The sequence below is a fragment of the Reyranella sp. genome, from assembly GCF_044224635.1.
In the GTDB taxonomy this organism is placed as follows: Bacteria; Pseudomonadota; Alphaproteobacteria; order Reyranellales; family Reyranellaceae; genus Reyranella.
Genome location: NZ_JBGAKA010000010.1, coordinates 29,745 through 44,974, shown reverse-complemented (window position 1 = coordinate 44,974; position 15,230 = coordinate 29,745). Strand labels below are relative to the sequence as shown.

The 15,230-nt window shown below is 67.7% G+C and carries 16 protein-coding genes; 8 read left to right on the top strand and 8 right to left on the bottom strand.

Annotated features, from left to right (window positions below; all coding sequences use genetic code 11):
- Nucleotides 1-17 precede the first annotated feature (17 nt).
- The 8 genes from ACILR9_RS11730 (at nucleotide 18) to ACILR9_RS11695 (ending at nucleotide 7,967) form a co-directional block, all read left to right on the top strand.
- Nucleotides 18-1,019, top strand: coding sequence for an ABC transporter permease (locus ACILR9_RS11730; protein ID WP_395710108.1), 1,002 nt, complete (start codon nucleotides 18-20; stop codon nucleotides 1,017-1,019).
- A gap of 4 nt (nucleotides 1,020-1,023) precedes the next feature.
- A complete protein-coding gene (locus ACILR9_RS11725; protein ID WP_395710107.1) occupies nucleotides 1,024-1,845 on the top strand; it encodes an ABC transporter permease in 822 nt (273 codons plus the stop codon).
- Nucleotides 1,842-2,801: an ABC transporter ATP-binding protein gene (locus tag ACILR9_RS11720; protein WP_395710106.1), complete on the top strand. Its 960-nt coding sequence runs from the start codon at nucleotides 1,842-1,844 to the stop codon at nucleotides 2,799-2,801. The genes ACILR9_RS11725 and ACILR9_RS11720 overlap by 4 nt, the downstream gene beginning before the upstream one ends.
- The gene (locus ACILR9_RS11715; RefSeq protein WP_395710105.1) at nucleotides 2,801-3,619 is read left to right on the top strand and encodes an ABC transporter ATP-binding protein; all 819 of its coding nucleotides are present in this window, start codon (nucleotides 2,801-2,803) and stop codon (nucleotides 3,617-3,619) included. Before ACILR9_RS11720 ends, ACILR9_RS11715 begins: the two co-directional genes overlap by 1 nt.
- Nucleotides 3,620-3,636: 17 nt before the next feature.
- Nucleotides 3,637-5,514, top strand: coding sequence for an ABC transporter substrate-binding protein (locus tag ACILR9_RS11710; protein ID WP_395710104.1), 1,878 nt, complete (start codon nucleotides 3,637-3,639; stop codon nucleotides 5,512-5,514).
- Between the two features lie 175 nt (nucleotides 5,515-5,689).
- Nucleotides 5,690-6,676 carry an aldo/keto reductase gene (locus ACILR9_RS11705; protein ID WP_395710103.1) on the top strand — a complete coding sequence of 329 codons (987 nt, stop codon included), beginning with the start codon at nucleotides 5,690-5,692 and terminating at the stop codon, nucleotides 6,674-6,676.
- Nucleotides 6,673-7,536, top strand: a complete 864-nt coding sequence (locus ACILR9_RS11700; RefSeq protein WP_395710102.1) for an amidohydrolase family protein — start codon at nucleotides 6,673-6,675, stop codon at nucleotides 7,534-7,536. Before ACILR9_RS11705 ends, ACILR9_RS11700 begins: the two co-directional genes overlap by 4 nt.
- Nucleotides 7,536-7,967, top strand: a complete 432-nt coding sequence (locus ACILR9_RS11695; RefSeq protein WP_395710101.1) for an RbsD/FucU family protein — start codon at nucleotides 7,536-7,538, stop codon at nucleotides 7,965-7,967. The genes ACILR9_RS11700 and ACILR9_RS11695 overlap by 1 nt, the downstream gene beginning before the upstream one ends.
- Before the next feature lie 219 nt (nucleotides 7,968-8,186).
- Here the strand turns inward: ACILR9_RS11695 and ACILR9_RS11690 are convergent, their stop codons facing one another.
- The 8 genes from ACILR9_RS11690 to ACILR9_RS11655 form a co-directional block, all read right to left on the bottom strand.
- Nucleotides 8,187-9,491, bottom strand: a complete 1,305-nt coding sequence (locus ACILR9_RS11690) for an NtaA/DmoA family FMN-dependent monooxygenase (RefSeq protein WP_395710100.1) — start codon at nucleotides 9,489-9,491, stop codon at nucleotides 8,187-8,189.
- 2 nt (nucleotides 9,492-9,493) lie between these two features.
- Nucleotides 9,494-10,198, bottom strand: a complete 705-nt coding sequence (locus ACILR9_RS11685; RefSeq protein ID WP_395710099.1) for a DUF1028 domain-containing protein — start codon at nucleotides 10,196-10,198, stop codon at nucleotides 9,494-9,496.
- Between the two features lies 1 nt (nucleotide 10,199).
- Nucleotides 10,200-10,907 carry a DUF1028 domain-containing protein gene (locus ACILR9_RS11680; RefSeq protein ID WP_395710098.1) on the bottom strand — a complete coding sequence of 236 codons (708 nt, stop codon included), beginning with the start codon at nucleotides 10,905-10,907 and terminating at the stop codon, nucleotides 10,200-10,202.
- 183 nt (nucleotides 10,908-11,090) lie between these two features.
- Nucleotides 11,091-11,798: a DUF1028 domain-containing protein gene (locus ACILR9_RS11675; RefSeq protein ID WP_395710097.1), complete on the bottom strand. Its 708-nt coding sequence runs from the start codon at nucleotides 11,796-11,798 to the stop codon at nucleotides 11,091-11,093.
- Entirely contained in the window at nucleotides 11,795-12,508 is a 714-nt protein-coding gene (locus ACILR9_RS11670; protein ID WP_395710096.1) for a DUF1028 domain-containing protein, read from the bottom strand. Before ACILR9_RS11670 ends, ACILR9_RS11675 begins: the two co-directional genes overlap by 4 nt.
- 166 nt (nucleotides 12,509-12,674) lie before the next feature.
- Complete coding sequence (locus ACILR9_RS11665) at nucleotides 12,675-13,460, bottom strand: GntR family transcriptional regulator (protein ID WP_395710095.1); 786 nt, start codon at nucleotides 13,458-13,460, stop codon at nucleotides 12,675-12,677.
- A gap of 4 nt (nucleotides 13,461-13,464) precedes the next feature.
- Entirely contained in the window at nucleotides 13,465-14,307 is an 843-nt protein-coding gene (locus ACILR9_RS11660; protein ID WP_395710094.1) for an ABC transporter permease, read from the bottom strand.
- A gap of 5 nt (nucleotides 14,308-14,312) precedes the next feature.
- Complete coding sequence (locus ACILR9_RS11655) at nucleotides 14,313-15,227, bottom strand: ABC transporter permease (protein ID WP_395710093.1); 915 nt, start codon at nucleotides 15,225-15,227, stop codon at nucleotides 14,313-14,315.
- Between the last annotated feature and the right edge of the window lie 3 nt (nucleotides 15,228-15,230).

The following is a 15,230-nucleotide window of genomic DNA, read 5'->3' as shown; positions in this document are numbered from 1 at the left end:
GAACGGCTTGCCCGGCGATGGCCCGCTACGCCCAGTTCCTTCTCGGACGCCTGGCAAGCTACGTCGCCGTGGTGCTGTTCGGCATCACCTTCATCTTCGTCATCCCGCGCCTGATGCCGGTCAATCCGGTCGAGGCGATGCTCGGCCGCATGATGTCGCAAGGCGCCTACATGCAACAGGAGCAGGTGACCGCACTGCGCGAGTCGCTGAGCGATGCGTTTGGCCTCAACGGCACCATCCTCGAGCAGTATTTCGGCTTCCTGCGCCGCATCCTGTTCAGCCAGGATTTCGGCCCCTCGCTCGCCATGTATCCAACGCCGGTGCGCGAGCTGATCGCCCAGGCGCTGCCCTGGACCTTCGGCCTGCTGCTGTGCTCGGTGCTGATCGCCTGGCTGATCGGCAACGCCATCGGCCTCGTCATCGGCACCATGCCGGGCCGCCGCGTCTCGCGCGTGCTCGAGGCGGTGGCGATCGTGCTCTACCCGATCCCCTACTTCATCCTCGCCCTCGTGCTCAGCATCCTGTTCAGCTTCGTCTGGAAGGTCTTCCCGCTGACCACGACGGTGCGCGGCCCGGCCTGGAGCTGGGAGCTGCTGACCAGCATCGTCTACAATTCCTTCCTTCCGGCGCTCTCCATCATCGCCGTCACCTTCGGCTGGTGGATGCTGTCGATGCGCGCCCTGTCGTCGGCCCTGATGGACGAGGATTTCATCGTCTATGCCCAGCTGAAGGGCATCGGCCGGCCGCGCCTGCTGCTGCGCTACGTCGTGCCCAACGCCATGCTGCCGCAGGTCACCTTCCTCGCCCTGCAGCTCGGCCTGATGTTCAACGGCTCGATCATCGCCGAGATCGTGTTCAACTACCCGGGGCTGGGCTCGCTGATCTACACGGCGATCCTGCAGGGCGACTACAATCTTCTGATGGGCACGGTCTCGCTGTCGATCGTCGCCGTCGCCACCGCCACCCTGCTGATCGACCTGCTCTATCCGCTGCTCGATCCGCGCATCCGGGTGACGTGACGCGATGAACGGACGCCTGATCCTGGGATGCACCATCGTCGGCCTGATCGTGCTGGTCGGCCCGGTGGCGGCGTTCTTCGCGCCCGACGACCCGCGCATCTGGCAAACCCATCCGCGCAACATGCTGCCCCAACTCGATCATTGGCTGGGCACCACGGCGCTCGGCCAGGATACGTTCTGGCTGCTCTCCTGGTCGGTGCGCAACTCGCTGATGCTGGGCGTCAGCGTGGCCGCACTCGCCACCATCATCGGCGTCGCCGTCGGCCTGCTGGCCGGCTATCGCGGCGGCCCGCTCGATCGCGTGCTGTCCTTCGTCATGGACGTGCTGATCGTGATACCGAGCCTGCCGCTCTTGATCCTGCTGTCGTCGATGACCAAGGGCCAGACCTCGCTGCTCGCGGTCGGCACCATCCTGGTGATCTTCAACTGGCCGTTCCCGGCGCGCCAGATCCGTGCCGTGGCGCTCACCCTGCGCGAACGCGACTTCGTCAACCTCGCCTGGTTCTCCGGCGAATCGATCGGCCGCATCCTGTGGCGCCAGATGGTGCCCTACCTGCGCGGCTGGGCGGCCGCCAACTTCATCAACACCATCCTGGTGGTCGTCGCGGTCGAGGCGAGTCTCGCCTTCCTCGGCCTGTCGAACGACAACGTGCCGACCATCGGCACCATGATCTACTGGGCGCTCAAGTACCAGGCGCTGATCGCCGGCCGCTGGTGGTGGCTGCTGCCGCCGATCATCTCCATCGTGCTCACCTTCGTGGGCTTCTTCCTGGTGTCGAACGAGCTTGCCGAGCGGCTGCGCGTCAACCCGGCGAGGGCGCAGTGATCATCGTCGACAACGTGACGGCCGGCTACCGCACGCCGCGCGGCCTGGTGAAAGCGGTCGACCGCGTCTCGCTCGAGATCCGCGACGGCGAGATCCTGGGCATCGCCGGCGAATCGGGCTGCGGCAAGACCACGTTGCTGAAGCTGCTCTACGGCAATTTCGGCGACGGGCTGGAGATCTTTTCCGGCCGCGTGCTGTGGCGCGATCCCGACGGCCGGCGCACCATCGACTGCGCCGACTTCCATCGCCACTGGTGGGAGATCTTCTCCTATGTGCCGCAGGGCTCGATGAGCGCCCTCAACCCGCTGATGCGCATCGCCCCGCAGATGCTCGACGCCGGCACTGCCAATGCCAGCCCCGACCGGGCGGCGCGACGGGCGCGCGTGGTGCAGACCCTGACCGAGCTCGATCTCGCTGAGCGCACCTTGCGCCTGCATCCCCATCAGCTCTCGGGCGGCATGCGCCAGCGCGTGCTGATCGGGCTCGCCGCCTACGTCGATCCCGCGGTGGTGCTGGCCGATGAGCCGACGACGGCGCTCGACGTCGTGGTGCAGCGCCAGATCCTGGAAAGCCTGGTGCGCCTGCAGCGGGCGCGGAAGAACTCGATCGTCATCGTCTCGCACGATCTCGGCCTGCATGCCCAGGTCGCCGACCGCGTCGCCGTCCTCTATGCCGGCCGCCTGGCCGAGATCGGCCCGGCCGAGGACGTGCTGCATCGGCCGGCCCATCCCTACACGCGCGGCCTGGTCGAGGCGCTGCCGCGGGTCGGCGACAAGCAGCCGAGGATCGGCATCGACGGCCGGCCGCCCGACTTTTTAGACATGCCCCAGGGCTGCCGCTTCCGGCCGCGCTGCGTCAGCGCGTTCGGGGACTGCGCCACGACCGACCCCGATCCTCTGCAGGCCGGCGGAGATCGCACCGCCGCCTGCCTGCTCATGCGCGGGCCGGTGGCGTGATGGCAGGCGAGCCCATCCTCGAGGTGCGCGACCTGCGCAAGATCTACCGCCAAGGCGGCCTTCTAGGCGGCAAGACGCATGCGGCGCTGGCCGGCGTGTCGCTGGCGCTGCGGCCCGAGGACGGCAAGGTGCTGGCGATCGTGGGCGAATCGGGCAGCGGCAAGACCACGCTCGCCCGCATCCTGTTGCGCCTGGTGACGGCCGATGCCGGCGAAGTTTCCGTATCAGGCCAGCGCATCGTGGCGCCCGGCGCGCGCACCGTCGACAACCGCACACTCCGCAAGCTGGTCCAGCCGATCTTCCAGAACCCGTTCGAGGCGTTCAGCCTGCAGCTGCCGCTCGAGGAGTATCTTACCCGCACGGCAGTCAACCTGGGGGATGCGGCGATGCGGGCCAACCCGCGACCCGCCGTCGAGGAGTCGCTGGCCGCGGTCGGCTTGAGCTACGCCAAGGTCGCCGGCAAGGGCATCCGCGCCTTCTCCGGCGGAGAGCTGCAGCGCATCTCGGTGGCGCGCGCGCTGATCGCCAAGCCGCTGCTGATCGTGGCCGACGAGCCGGTCAGCATGGTCGATGCGTCGTTGCGCATGACCATCGTCAATCTGTTCAAGGAGCTGAGCGCCAGTCTCGGTGTAGCCTTCGTCTACATCACGCACGACCTCAGCACGGCCTATTACCTGTCGGATGTCATGGCGATCATGCGACAGGGCGAGCTGGTCGAGTTCGGCCGGCCCGAAGCGATCCTGCAATCGCCACGCAGCGACTATACGAGGGCCCTGCTCGACGCGATCCCGACCCTCGATCGCCGCTGGAATATCTGAGGAGGGAGGAAACAACGATGCGACTACGCCTGCTCATCGCCGCCGCCGCGCTGTCGGCGCTCGGCTTCGCGGAGGCTGCCTTGGCGCAGCAGACCGACATCGGCACGCCGCGCAAGGAGACCCTGGTGGTCGATATCCTGTCGGGCCGGGTCGGCAATCCGCGCCGCATGAACCCGTACCTGGAGGGCAACATCGTCGTCCAGGGCCTGCACCAGCTCGCCTACTCGAACCTGTGGGACATCGACACGGTCAAGGGCACGCAGTACCCGGCGCTCGCCGCGACCATGCCCGAGGCGCTCGACGACACCTACACGAAGTGGCGCTTCAAGGTGCGCAAGGGGCTGGCCTGGTCGGACGGCGCGCCGTTCAGCGCGGCCGACGTGGTGTTCACCGCACGCATGGCGCTCGACAACCCGAAGCTGCCCTACAACCGATTCATCGCCGCCAACATCAAGGACATCCGCGCGGTCGACGACGAGACGGTCGAGATCGACACGGTCAACCCGCTGCCCAAGATCACCTACTCGTTCGGCGCGGTGATCTTCGGCAACGCCTTCCGCGTGGTCCCCAAGCACATCTGGGAGAAGGTCGATCCGCTGACCTTCGAGAACTATCCGCCGGTGACGATCGGCCCCTACAAGCTGAAGGACACCGATCCCAACGGCTACTGGTTCCTGTGGGAGAAGCGCGACGACTGGCAGCGCACCGACGTCGGCCAGATCATCGGCGAGCCCAAGCCGAAATACGTGCTGTTCCGCTCCTATGGGCCGGAGGAGAAGCGCATCATCGCCATGGCGCAGAACGATCTCGATATTCTCACCGACATCAGCCCGGAGGGCCTCGAGATCCTGCGCCTGCGCAACAACAAGGTGAAGGCGTGGTACGACGCCTTCCCGTGGGCCAACCTCGACGATCCGTGCGAGCGCGGCATCTCGTTCAACACCACGACGCCGCCCTACGACAAGTGGCAGGTGCGCTGGGCGCTGGCGCTCGCCACCAAGATCGACGATGTCAGCATCGCCACCTTCTCCGGCATGCTGCGCGCCTCGCCGATCCACGTGCCGCCGATCTCGATCCTGATGAAGTCCTATCACGAGCCGATGACCGACTGGCTGAAGGCCTTCGCTCTGCCCGACGGCTACAAGCCGTTCGACTCGGAGTTCGCCGTCCGCATGGGCAAGCGGCTGGCGGCCGAGCGCATCGACGGCCTGCCCAAGGACGAGGCCGGCCTGCGCAAGCTTTTGGGCGTCGGCTGGTGGAAGCACGATCCAGCCAAGGCGGCGCAACTGCTGCAGGAGGCCGGCTTCAAGAAAAACGGCAACGCCTGGATGCTGCCCGACGGCACGCCGTGGAAGATGACGATCAACGCGCCGGCCGATTTCGAGATCGAATCGCAGCGGCTGGCGTTCGCCGTCGCCAACGAATGGAAGAAGTTCGGCATCGACGTCAACGTGCAGCAGCAGCAGGGCGGCGTGTTCGCCACCGAGTACGCCACCGGCAACTTCCAGGCCGGCTCGTACTGGAACCAGAACTGCGCCATCGGCCCCGACGTCTGGGTGCGCCTGGAATGGTGGCACGAGAAATACGTCAGCCCGAACGGCCAGCCGGCCTCGTTCAACCGCGAGCGCTACAAGAACCCCGAGGTCAGCAAGATCATCGACCAGATGGCCAAGCTCAAGGTCGACGACCCGAAGAACGTCGAGTACGGCACCGCGCTCCTGCAGGAGCTGGTCAAGGGCATGCCGCTGATCCCGATGTTCGGCACCTCGAAGTTCGTGCCGGTCAACACGACCTACTGGAAGAACTATCCCGACGCCAAGAACTACTACGAGGGCCCGTGGTGGTGGTGGTCGAACTTCAAGTACATCGTCGCCCGTCTCGAGCCGGCGCAATGAGGGCCTTGTCTTCTCCTCCCCAGCTCCGCTGGGGAGGTGTCGCGTCTTACGCGACGGAGGGGTCATGAGCAGCGGGACTGGGGCCTCTGACCCCTCCGTCTGCGTCGGCATTTTGGCCGCGAGCGGCCAAAAGCCTGTAGACGCGGACACCTCCCCAGCGAAGCTGGGGAGGAATATGAGTCGCGCCCCGCTCGGCCGCAGCGGGGTCGAGATCACGCGGATCGGGCTCGGCTCGGCGCCGCTCGGCGGGTTGTTCACGCCGGTCAGCGAGGCCGATGCCGAGGCGACCATCGCGCGCGCCTGGGACTTGGGCGTGCGCTACTTCGACACCGCGCCGCTCTACGGCTTCGGCAGCGCCGAGCGGCGCATGGGTGCCGTGCTGCGCGACAAGCCACGTGACTCGTTCGTGCTGTCGAGCAAGGTCGGCCGGCTGCTGCGGCGGCGCGACCGGCCGCCGCGAGAGGACCGGCTCTACAAGGACACGCCGGAAGAACGCCCGGTGTTCGACTACAGCTACGACGGCGTGATGCGGTCGGTCGACGAGAGCCTGGGCCGGCTCGGCCTCGACCGCATCGACATCCTCTACATCCACGATCCCGACAATCACCACGACGAGGCGATCGACGGCGCCTTCCGCGCCCTCGACCGCCTGCGCAGCGACGGCTCGGTGCGCGCCATCGGCGCCGGCATGAACCAGCACGAGATGCTGGCGCGCTTCGCCCAGGAAGCGCCGTTCGATTGCTTCCTGCTGGCCGGCCGCTACTCGCTGCTCGACCAGGGCGCGCTCCACGGCCTGTTCGACATCTGCGGCGCCAAGGGCATTGGCGTGGTGCTGGGTGGCGTGTTCAACAGCGGCATCCTCGCCGCGCCGCATCCCGGCGCGACCTTCGACTACCGCGAGGCCGATGCTGCACTGATCGCCCGCGCCCAGCGCCTCGATGCGATCTGCCGCGCGCACCGCGCCGATCTCAAGTCGGCCGCCATCCAGTTCGCGCTGGCCCATCCTGCCGTGAGCGGCATCGTGCTGGGCGCGCGCACCGCCGGCGAGATCGAGCAGAATCTCGGCGTCGCACGCCAGGCGGTTCCCGCCGCGGTGTGGCAGCAGATCAGACGGGAGAGCCTCATCGATGCGAAGGCGCCGCTGCCGGGAGACCCGGTTTGAGCCTGCCCGTCATCGATGCGCACCATCATTTCTGGGATCCCGGCAACGCCGACTATCCGTGGATGGCCGGCGCGGAGATGGCGCCGATCCGCCGGCCCTTCGGACCGGCCGATCTCGCGCCGGTGCTGGCGGAAAATGGCATCGACGCCAGCATCGTCGTGCAGTGCCGCTCGGACGAAACCGAGACCGAATATTTCCTCGCGACCGCCGCCGCGACGGACGTCGTCGCGGGCGTCGTCGGCTGGGTCGACCTCGAGCACCCTGAGGTCGGCGCGTGTCTCGATCGCCTCCTGCAGCGACCGGACGGCGGCAAGCTCGTCGGCATTCGCCATCAGGTCCATGACGAAGCCGATCCCGACTGGCTCATCCGCCCCGCCGTGCGGCGCGGCCTCGCCGCGGTGTTCGAGCGCCGCCTGACCTACGACCTGCTGGTCCGCAGCCGCGAGCTGCCGGCTGCCACGGCCGTCGCCCGCGACTTCCCGGCCGGCCGCTTCGTGCTCGACCATGCCGCCAAGCCGCCGATCGCGACCGGCTTCGACCAGACCTGGGCGGATCGGCTGGCGACGCTCGCCGGTTGCGCCAATGTCTGGTGCAAGATCTCCGGCCTCGCGACCGAGGCAAGCTGGCACGACTGGGACGCCGACCGCCTGCGTCCGTCGATCGACCACGCCTGGCGCTGCTTCGGCGAGGACCGCCTGATCTTCGGATCGGACTGGCCGGTCTGTCTGCTGGCCGGCGACTACACGCGCATCAAGACGGCCGCGCAGACATGCCTGGCGGCGCACGGACCATCGACCCTCGACAAGGCGCGCGGCGCCAACGCCATCGCCGCCTACATGCTCAAGCTTGGAGAACGATGATGCTGATCGGCCTCGACCCCTTGCTCGGACCCGATCTGCTGCAGGCTTTGCGCGCCATGGGTCACGGCGACACGATCGTCCTGGCCGACGCCAACTTCCCCGCTGAATCGGTCGCGCGACGCCTGATCCGCGCCGATGGGTCCGATCTGCCGAGCCTCCTCGCCGCCGTGTTGAGCGTCCTGCCGATCGACCAGATGGAGCCCGAGCCGGCAGTCGGCATGGAGGTGGTCGGCGATGCCGCGCGACGCGAGCCGGTCCATCTCGACATGGAACGCCTGCTATTGCGCCATGCGCAACCCGCGGCCCAACTCACGCTGATCGAACGCCACGCCTTCTACGAGCGCGCCCGTGCCGCCTTCGCTGTCGTGGCGACCGGCGAACGCCGCTTCTACGGCAACCTCATCCTGCGCAAGGGTGTCGTCGCGCCCTGACTCTTCGCTGGGGGTGCGCGACTCCAGTGGTGCGTCTTCTCACTTTCCTCCCCAACGAAGTTGGGGAGGTGTCCGCGTAATCGCGGACGGAGGGGTCATGAGTCGCGTGAGGGGGCCTATGACCCCTCCGTCGGCGAAGACGCCGACACCTCCCCAGCGAAGCTGGGGAGGACAATGAAGAGCGCCACAGGAGTGGCGCGCTCCCGGCCACGAGGGGCGTCAAAACTCCATCAGATTGTCCTTGAGGTGCTTGTGGGCGTAGGCCTTGCGGGTGAGGCCGCGGCGCTGCAGCTCGGGCACCAGGCCGTCGCACACTTCCATGATGTAGCGGCGGTCGAACAGGCCGTTGAACAGCAGGAAGCCGTCGCCGCCCACCTCCTCCATGATCTCCTGCATCAGGCCGGCGACGTGATCGATGGTGCCGGTGTAGTCGATGCCCTGCTTGGTCGCGAGGCTCATGGCCAGGGAGCGCGGCGTCTTGCCGATCCATTTGGCAAGCGAGGATTGGTGGCCGTTGGTGGTGAGCTCGGGCGGCAGCGGCTGGTCGGGATCGAACTTCGAGAAGTCGATGCCGGTGATGCGCGACATGCTCGAGAACTGCATGTCGATATGCTTGGCCGCATCGGCCTGCTCGATCAGCCGGCGCTCGCGCGCTGCCTCCATCGAGACGTCGACGATCGGATAGGCGAGGAACAGCACCTTGATCTCGTCCGGATTGCGGCCCAGCGCCTTTGCCCGGCCGCGGACGTCCTCGCGATAGGCCTTCATCGCCTCGACGGTCGGCGCGTTGGTGATGATCGTGTCGGCCCAGCGCGAAGCAAAGGCCTGGCCGCGCGGCGAGCCGCCGGCCTGGCAGATCGGCACGCGGCCCTGCGGCGAGCGCGGCGCGTTGATCGGGCCGCGGCACTTGAAGTACCTGCCCTCGTGGTTGACCGCGTGGACCTTGCTGCCGTCGGCGAAGATGTGGTTCTCGCGGTCGAGCACGACGGCATCGGGCTCCCACGCCTCCCATAGCTTGGTGACGAGGTCGGCGAACTCGTCGGCGACATCGTAGCGTTCGTCGTGCGGCCTGTGCTTCTCGTGACCGTAGTTCTGTGCCCCGCCATCGTTGCTGCCGGTGACGCAGTTCCAGCCGATCCGGCCTTCGGTCACATGGTCGAGCGTGTTGACCAGCCGGGCCAGCAGGTAGGGTGGGTACTCGCTGACCGACAGCGTCGGCACCAGGCCGAGATGGGTCGTCGCCTGCGCGAGATAGGGCACCAGCACGGCCGGATCGAGCTTGGGCGTGCTGGCGGCGTACTTGAGGTAGGTGTCGTGCGAGCCCTGGTAGGTGTAGGGCAGGTTCGACGAATCCTCGATGATCAGATAGTCGAAGCACGCCCGGTCCATGCCTTTGGCGAGATCGACGAACAGGTCGGGCATCATCCAGCGCGACACGTCGCTGCCCGGCCACAGGCCGCGCCAGGTCTTGGGCCCGTAGCCTTGCGAGAGGAACCACGCCAGATGGAAGGGACGCTTGGACATGTTCAGGCTCCGCGTTCCAGGCGGGCGACGAACTCGTCCTGGGTGATCGCCTCGCGCGGCTTGCGCCCGCGCTCGCGATAGAAGACCTCGTAGCGCTTGAACTCCTCGAGCACGCGGCGCAGCTCGACAACCGCGTCGTCGTGCAGATCGACCCGCACGTCGATGTCGGGATAGTCGGGATCGGCGACGACGCGGATCGCCGCCGAGCGCTCCGTCAGATGGCCCTCCGCGCCGACCTGGCCGCCGGCATTTCGGCCGCCTTCGAGCGCACTGAGCAGCCGGAACTCGAGCGGCGCCTCGGGATCGGCGAGGAAACCGGCAACGATCGCGTCGACGACCTGCGGCCCGGCCAGCACGTTGCCGAAGGCGACATAGCCCGGGCCGATCTTATGGCCCGACCAGGGACGGGTGCCCGAGCCGGTATGGCCGACGCCGTTGCCGTCGCGGTCCATGATGGCGATCTGGCGATACGCGTGGTCCGGATCGTTGGCGGCGAGCCGGCTCATGACATGCGCCGGCGTGAAGCCCTGCGCTAAAAGGTCGATCGCCAGCGGATCGTTGCCGCGATTGACATAGGCCTGCGTCTTGCAGATGCCGACGCCGGCCAGGATGCCCTCGCAGCGGCCGCCCGCGGCGATCGAGAAGGTGGTGATGCCGAGGCCGAGACGACCGGTTTTGGGGCAACGCGCGATGATCGAGTAGGTCATGTCACGCCTCCGCCGCGGCAAGCTTGGCCATGAAGGCTTCCTGGCCGATGGCGCCGCGCGGGTTGCGGCCACGATCGTGGTAGTAGGCCTCGTACTTCTTGTATTCGAGCCAGACACGGCGCAGCTCCTCGATGGCCGTGGCATGCAGATCGACGCGCAGGTCGATGTCGGCATAGTCATGCTGCGAATAGACGATCAGCGCCGCCGAGCGCTCGGGCTTGTGGCGGTCGACGGTGCCCTGCCCGCCGGCATCACGGCCGGCCTCGATGCCCATCAGCAGGCGATGCTCGAGATCGGACTCCGGCTCGGCGAGGAAACCGGCGGCAATGGCGTCGGCGACCTTCGGCCCGACCAGCCCGTTGCCGAAGGCGACGTAATTGTCGCCCGTCACGTGGCCCGACCAGCCGCGCGTGCGCGGCCCGGTGTGGGCCACGGCGTTGCCAGTGCGATCGATGACGCCGATCTGGCGGTATTCCTCGTCAGGGTCGTTGGCGACGAGCTGCGCCAGGACCGAACCAGCCGTAAAACCCTGCTTCAGCAGACGCAGCGCCAACCGGTTGTTGCGCTGATTGACGAACGCCTGGCTGATCGTGACGCCGGTATTGGCCGCCACGCCGTTGCAGTAGAGGCCGACGGTGATCGAGAAGGTCGCGATGCCGATGCCCAGGCGCCCCGTGCGCTGGCAGCGGCCGAGGATGGTGTATGTCATGGGTGCCTCATTTCTTTCTTCTCCTCCCCAGCTTCTTTCTCCTCCTCCCCAGCTTCGCTGGGGAGGTGTCGCCGTCTTCGGCGACGGAGGGGTCATGAGCCACAGTCGCGATGCCCATGACCCCTCCGTCCGCGAAGACGCGGACACCTCCCCGGCGAAGCTGGGGAGGAATCATGAGAGGAATCACGTGCGCCTCGCCTGCAGGCTGGCGACGAAGACGTCCTGCGGGATGGCGCGGCTCGGATGGCGGCCGCGCTCGCGGTAGAAATCCTCGTAGAGCTTGAATTCCTCGAGCACGCGGCGCAGCTCGGCGACGGCGACCGGATGGACGTCGACGCGCACGTCGATCTCCGGATAGTCGAGGCGGTCGACGACCTTGACGGCGGCGGAGCGCTCCGGCTTGTGCGTCGTCGCCGTGCCCTGCCCGCCGGCGTCGCGGCCGCCTTCGATCGCCTGCATCAGTCGGTACTCGAGCGCGTCGCCCGGCTTGGCGAGGAAGCCCTCGATCAGCCCATCGAGCACCTGCGGTCCGACCAGGCCGTTGCCGAAGGCAAGGCAGTCTGCCCCCTCCTTGTGGCCCGACCAGCCGCGCGTGCCCGAACCGGTGTGGGCGGCGACGCGGCCTTCGCGGTCCATGATGGCGATCTGGCGGTAGTCGTGCTCGCTGTCGTTGGCCGCGAGCAGCGCCATCACGCGCGCCGGCAGCAGGCCTTGCGCCAGGAGCTTGATCGCCAGCGGATCGTTGGTGCGGTTGGGGAAGGCCTGCGTCTTGGCGACACCGACATTGGCTGCGATGCCCTCGCAGCGCCCGCCGACGGCCAGCGAGAAGGTGGTGATGCCGAGGCCTAGCCGGCCAGTACGCGCGCAGCGTCCGATGATCGAGTAAGTCATCGAGCGCCTCCCTTCGCCGCGAGCTGCGCCACGAAGGCATCCTGGGGAATCGCCTCGCGCGGATTTTTTCCGCGATCGCGATAGTAGCCGCGATAAAGGTCGTACTCCTCGAAGGCGCGGCGCAGCTCGTCGACGGCGTGATCGTGCAGGTCGACGCGCAGGTCGAGCTCGGCATGGTCGTGGGCGCCATGCACGAACACCGCCGCCGAACGCTCGGTGAGGTGACCGTCGTTGCCGACCTGGCCGCCGGCATCGCGGCCGGCCTCGATGGCGGCGAGCAGCCGGCGCTCGAACGAGTCGCCAGCCGTCGCCTCGTAGCTTTTGGCGATCGCCTCGACGACGTGATGCCCGGCCAGCACGTTGCCCATGGCGACATAGCCGTCGCCGACCTCGTGCCCGGCATAGCCGCGCGTCTTGGAACCGCTATGCGCCACTGCGCGGCCCTCGCGATCGACCACGGCGATCTGGCGATAGGCGAAGTCGGGATCGTTGGCTGCCAGCTCGTCGAGCACATGGGCCGGCGTGAAACCTTCGGCCAGCAGCCGCAGCGCCAGGGTGTTGTTGCCCTGGTTGACGAAGGCCTGGGTCATGGTCGCGCCGACATTGCCGCGCAGGCCATTGCAATAGAGGCCGACGCAGATCGAGTAGGTCGCGATGCCGATGCCGACCTGCCCGGACCTGGGGCAGCGGGCCACGATGGTGAAGGTCATGGGTGCCTCATTTCAAACGATCTCCTCCCCAGCTTCGCTGGGGAGGTGTCGGCGTCTTCGCCGACGGAGGGGTCATAGGCCCCAGTCCCGCTGCTCATGACCCCTCCGTCCGCGATTACGCGGACACCTCCCCAGCGAAGACGCTGGGGAGGAATCCGATTCGCCGTCACGCCTCGTCCTCCTCGTCGGAGAAGCGCGACAGGGCGACGTTCTGGCGGTGGCGGAACAGCTCGATCTTCTGCAGGTAGCGGTCGGAGCGGACGAACAGGTCGGAGTAGTAGATCGGTCGACCTTCGATATCGAAGTAGGTGCGCTGCAGCAGCAGGAGCGGTGCGCCCGGCGCCACGTCGAGACGGTGGGCCAATGCCTCGTCCGCCGCGATCGCCAGCGAGACCTGCTGCACGCGAAAGGCGCGCACGTCGCAATGCTTCTCGATCAGCGGGATGACGCGCGAGGTGTTGAGCTGCTCGGCGAGATCCTCCGGAAGACGGGCCGCCAGGTCCTGCGCCAGGTGGGCGGCGCAATAGGCGATCGGCCCGTCGGCCCGCACGCGGCTCCAGGCGATGCGCATCACCTTGTCCGTCGCCGGCACCTGCAGCATGGCCGCGGGGTGCGACGCTTCCGACGCCTCGACATGCTCGATCTTGTCGAGCCTGAAATCGGCCTCGGCGGCGCGGATCTGAAGATCCTCGAGCGCCTGGGCGCTCCAGTCGGTCGACTTTGCGGCATCGACCTCCTGCACGAACGAGCCGCGCCCCGGGAAGCGGGTCACCAGGTGGCGCCCCACCAGCTCCTCGACGGCCGACCGCGCGGTGTGCCGGCTGACCGCGAACTCGGTCATGATCTCGTTGTCGGTCGGCAGTTGCGTGCCGACCTTGTAGGTGCCGGCGGTAATGCGCTCGCGCAGCACCTGGTAGATCCGGTAGTAGGCCGGAATGGGGTCGCGTCTCATCTGATCACCGCCTGTCTGCCCGACGTGGGTCGAGGGTTTCGCGCAGTCCGTTGCCGAGAAGGTTCACGCCCAGCACCAGCAGCACGATGGCGCAGCCGGCGAGGTTGGCGATCCACGGCGCCACCAGCAGCCGGTCGCGTCCTTCGGCCAGGATGTTGCCCCACGTCGCGGTCGGCGGCGGCAGGCCGAGGCCGAGGAAGCTCAGCGCCGTCTCCTGCAGGATGAGCTGGCCGACCTGCAGGGTGGCGATCACGGTCAGCACTGGCGACATCTGCGGCAGGATGTGGCGCCACATCACATAGCGCCCGCGCCCGCCCGAGGCGATCGCTGCCTCGACGAACGGCCGCTCGCGCAACGAACGCGTCAGGTTGAAGGCGACGCGAGTGTAGGTCTCCCAGCCGGCGAAGCCCAGCACCAGGACCAGCACGGTGACGCCGCCGCCGAACACGGCGACGACGACGATCGCCAGCAGGATCTCGGGGATCGCCTGGTAGGCGTCGGCGAAGCGCATGATCGCCTGCTCGGTGCGCCCGCCGAGATAGCCGGCCAGCAGGCCGAGGGAGGTGCCGATCGAGAGCGCCACGACCATCGCCAGAAGCCCGACGACGATCGACAGCCGCGAGCCATAGATCAGGCGCGACAGCAGATCGCGGCCAAGATTATCGGTGCCCAGCGGATGGACCCAGCTGCCGCGGTCGGCCCATACCGGCGGGCGCAGACGCAGCATCAGGTTCTGGGTATAGGGATCGTGCGGCGCGAGCACGCTGGCGAAAATCGCGATCAGGCACATGCCGAGCACCAGCGCGGCGCCGATCTGGATCTTCAGGCGGGGACCGAACCACCTCACCGCGCTCACCTCAGCCGGATGCGCGGATCGATCGCCGCCTGCACGAGGTCGACCAGGAGATTGGCCAGGATGATGGTGATGGCGACGATGAACACCGAGGCGATGACGATCGGCACGTCGCGCTGGAAGATCGCGCTCACCATCAGGCGGCCGACGCCCGGCCAGGCGAAGATCGTCTCGGTGATCACCGCGCCGCCCATCAGGCGGCCGAGTTGCAGGCCGATCAGGCTCACCACGGGGTTGATGGCGTTGGGAAGGACGTGGCGCCACAGCGCGCGCGCCGCGCCGGCGCCGCGTGCCCGCGCCGTGACGACGAACTGCTCGCGCATGGTCTCGAGCACGCTCACCCGCGTGACCAGGATGAAATTGGGGATCAGGAAGGTCGCCAGGGTGACGGTCGGCAGCACAAGGTGCTCGACGCCGCCCCGCCCCGAGGTCGGCAGCCAGCCGAGATCGAGCGCGAACAGCTGGATCAGCAGGATGCCCAGCCAGAAGCTCGGCATCGACTGGCCGATCACCGCCAGCACCGAGAGCACGAAGTCGGGCAGCTTATCCTTGTAGACGGCGCAGGCCACGCCGGCGGGGATGCCGAGCAGGATGGCGAGCGACAGACCGAGCGTCAGGAGCTGCAGGGTGGCGCCCAGCCGCTCCATCACCACGTCCATCGCCGCGCGCTTGAACTGGATGCTGGTGCCGAAATCGCCCTGCACGAGATCGCTCAAGAAGTAGCCGAACTGCACGAACACGGGCTTGTCGAGATGCAGCTCGGCGCGCAGCACCGCCTCCTGCTCCGGGGTCGCGTCGAGGCCTAGATAGATCGCCACGGGATCGCCGGTCAGCCGCAGCACGACGAACACGAAGGCGATCACGAAGATCAGCGGGACCGGCACCAGCAGCAGGCGGCGCAGGAGGTAGCGCATGGC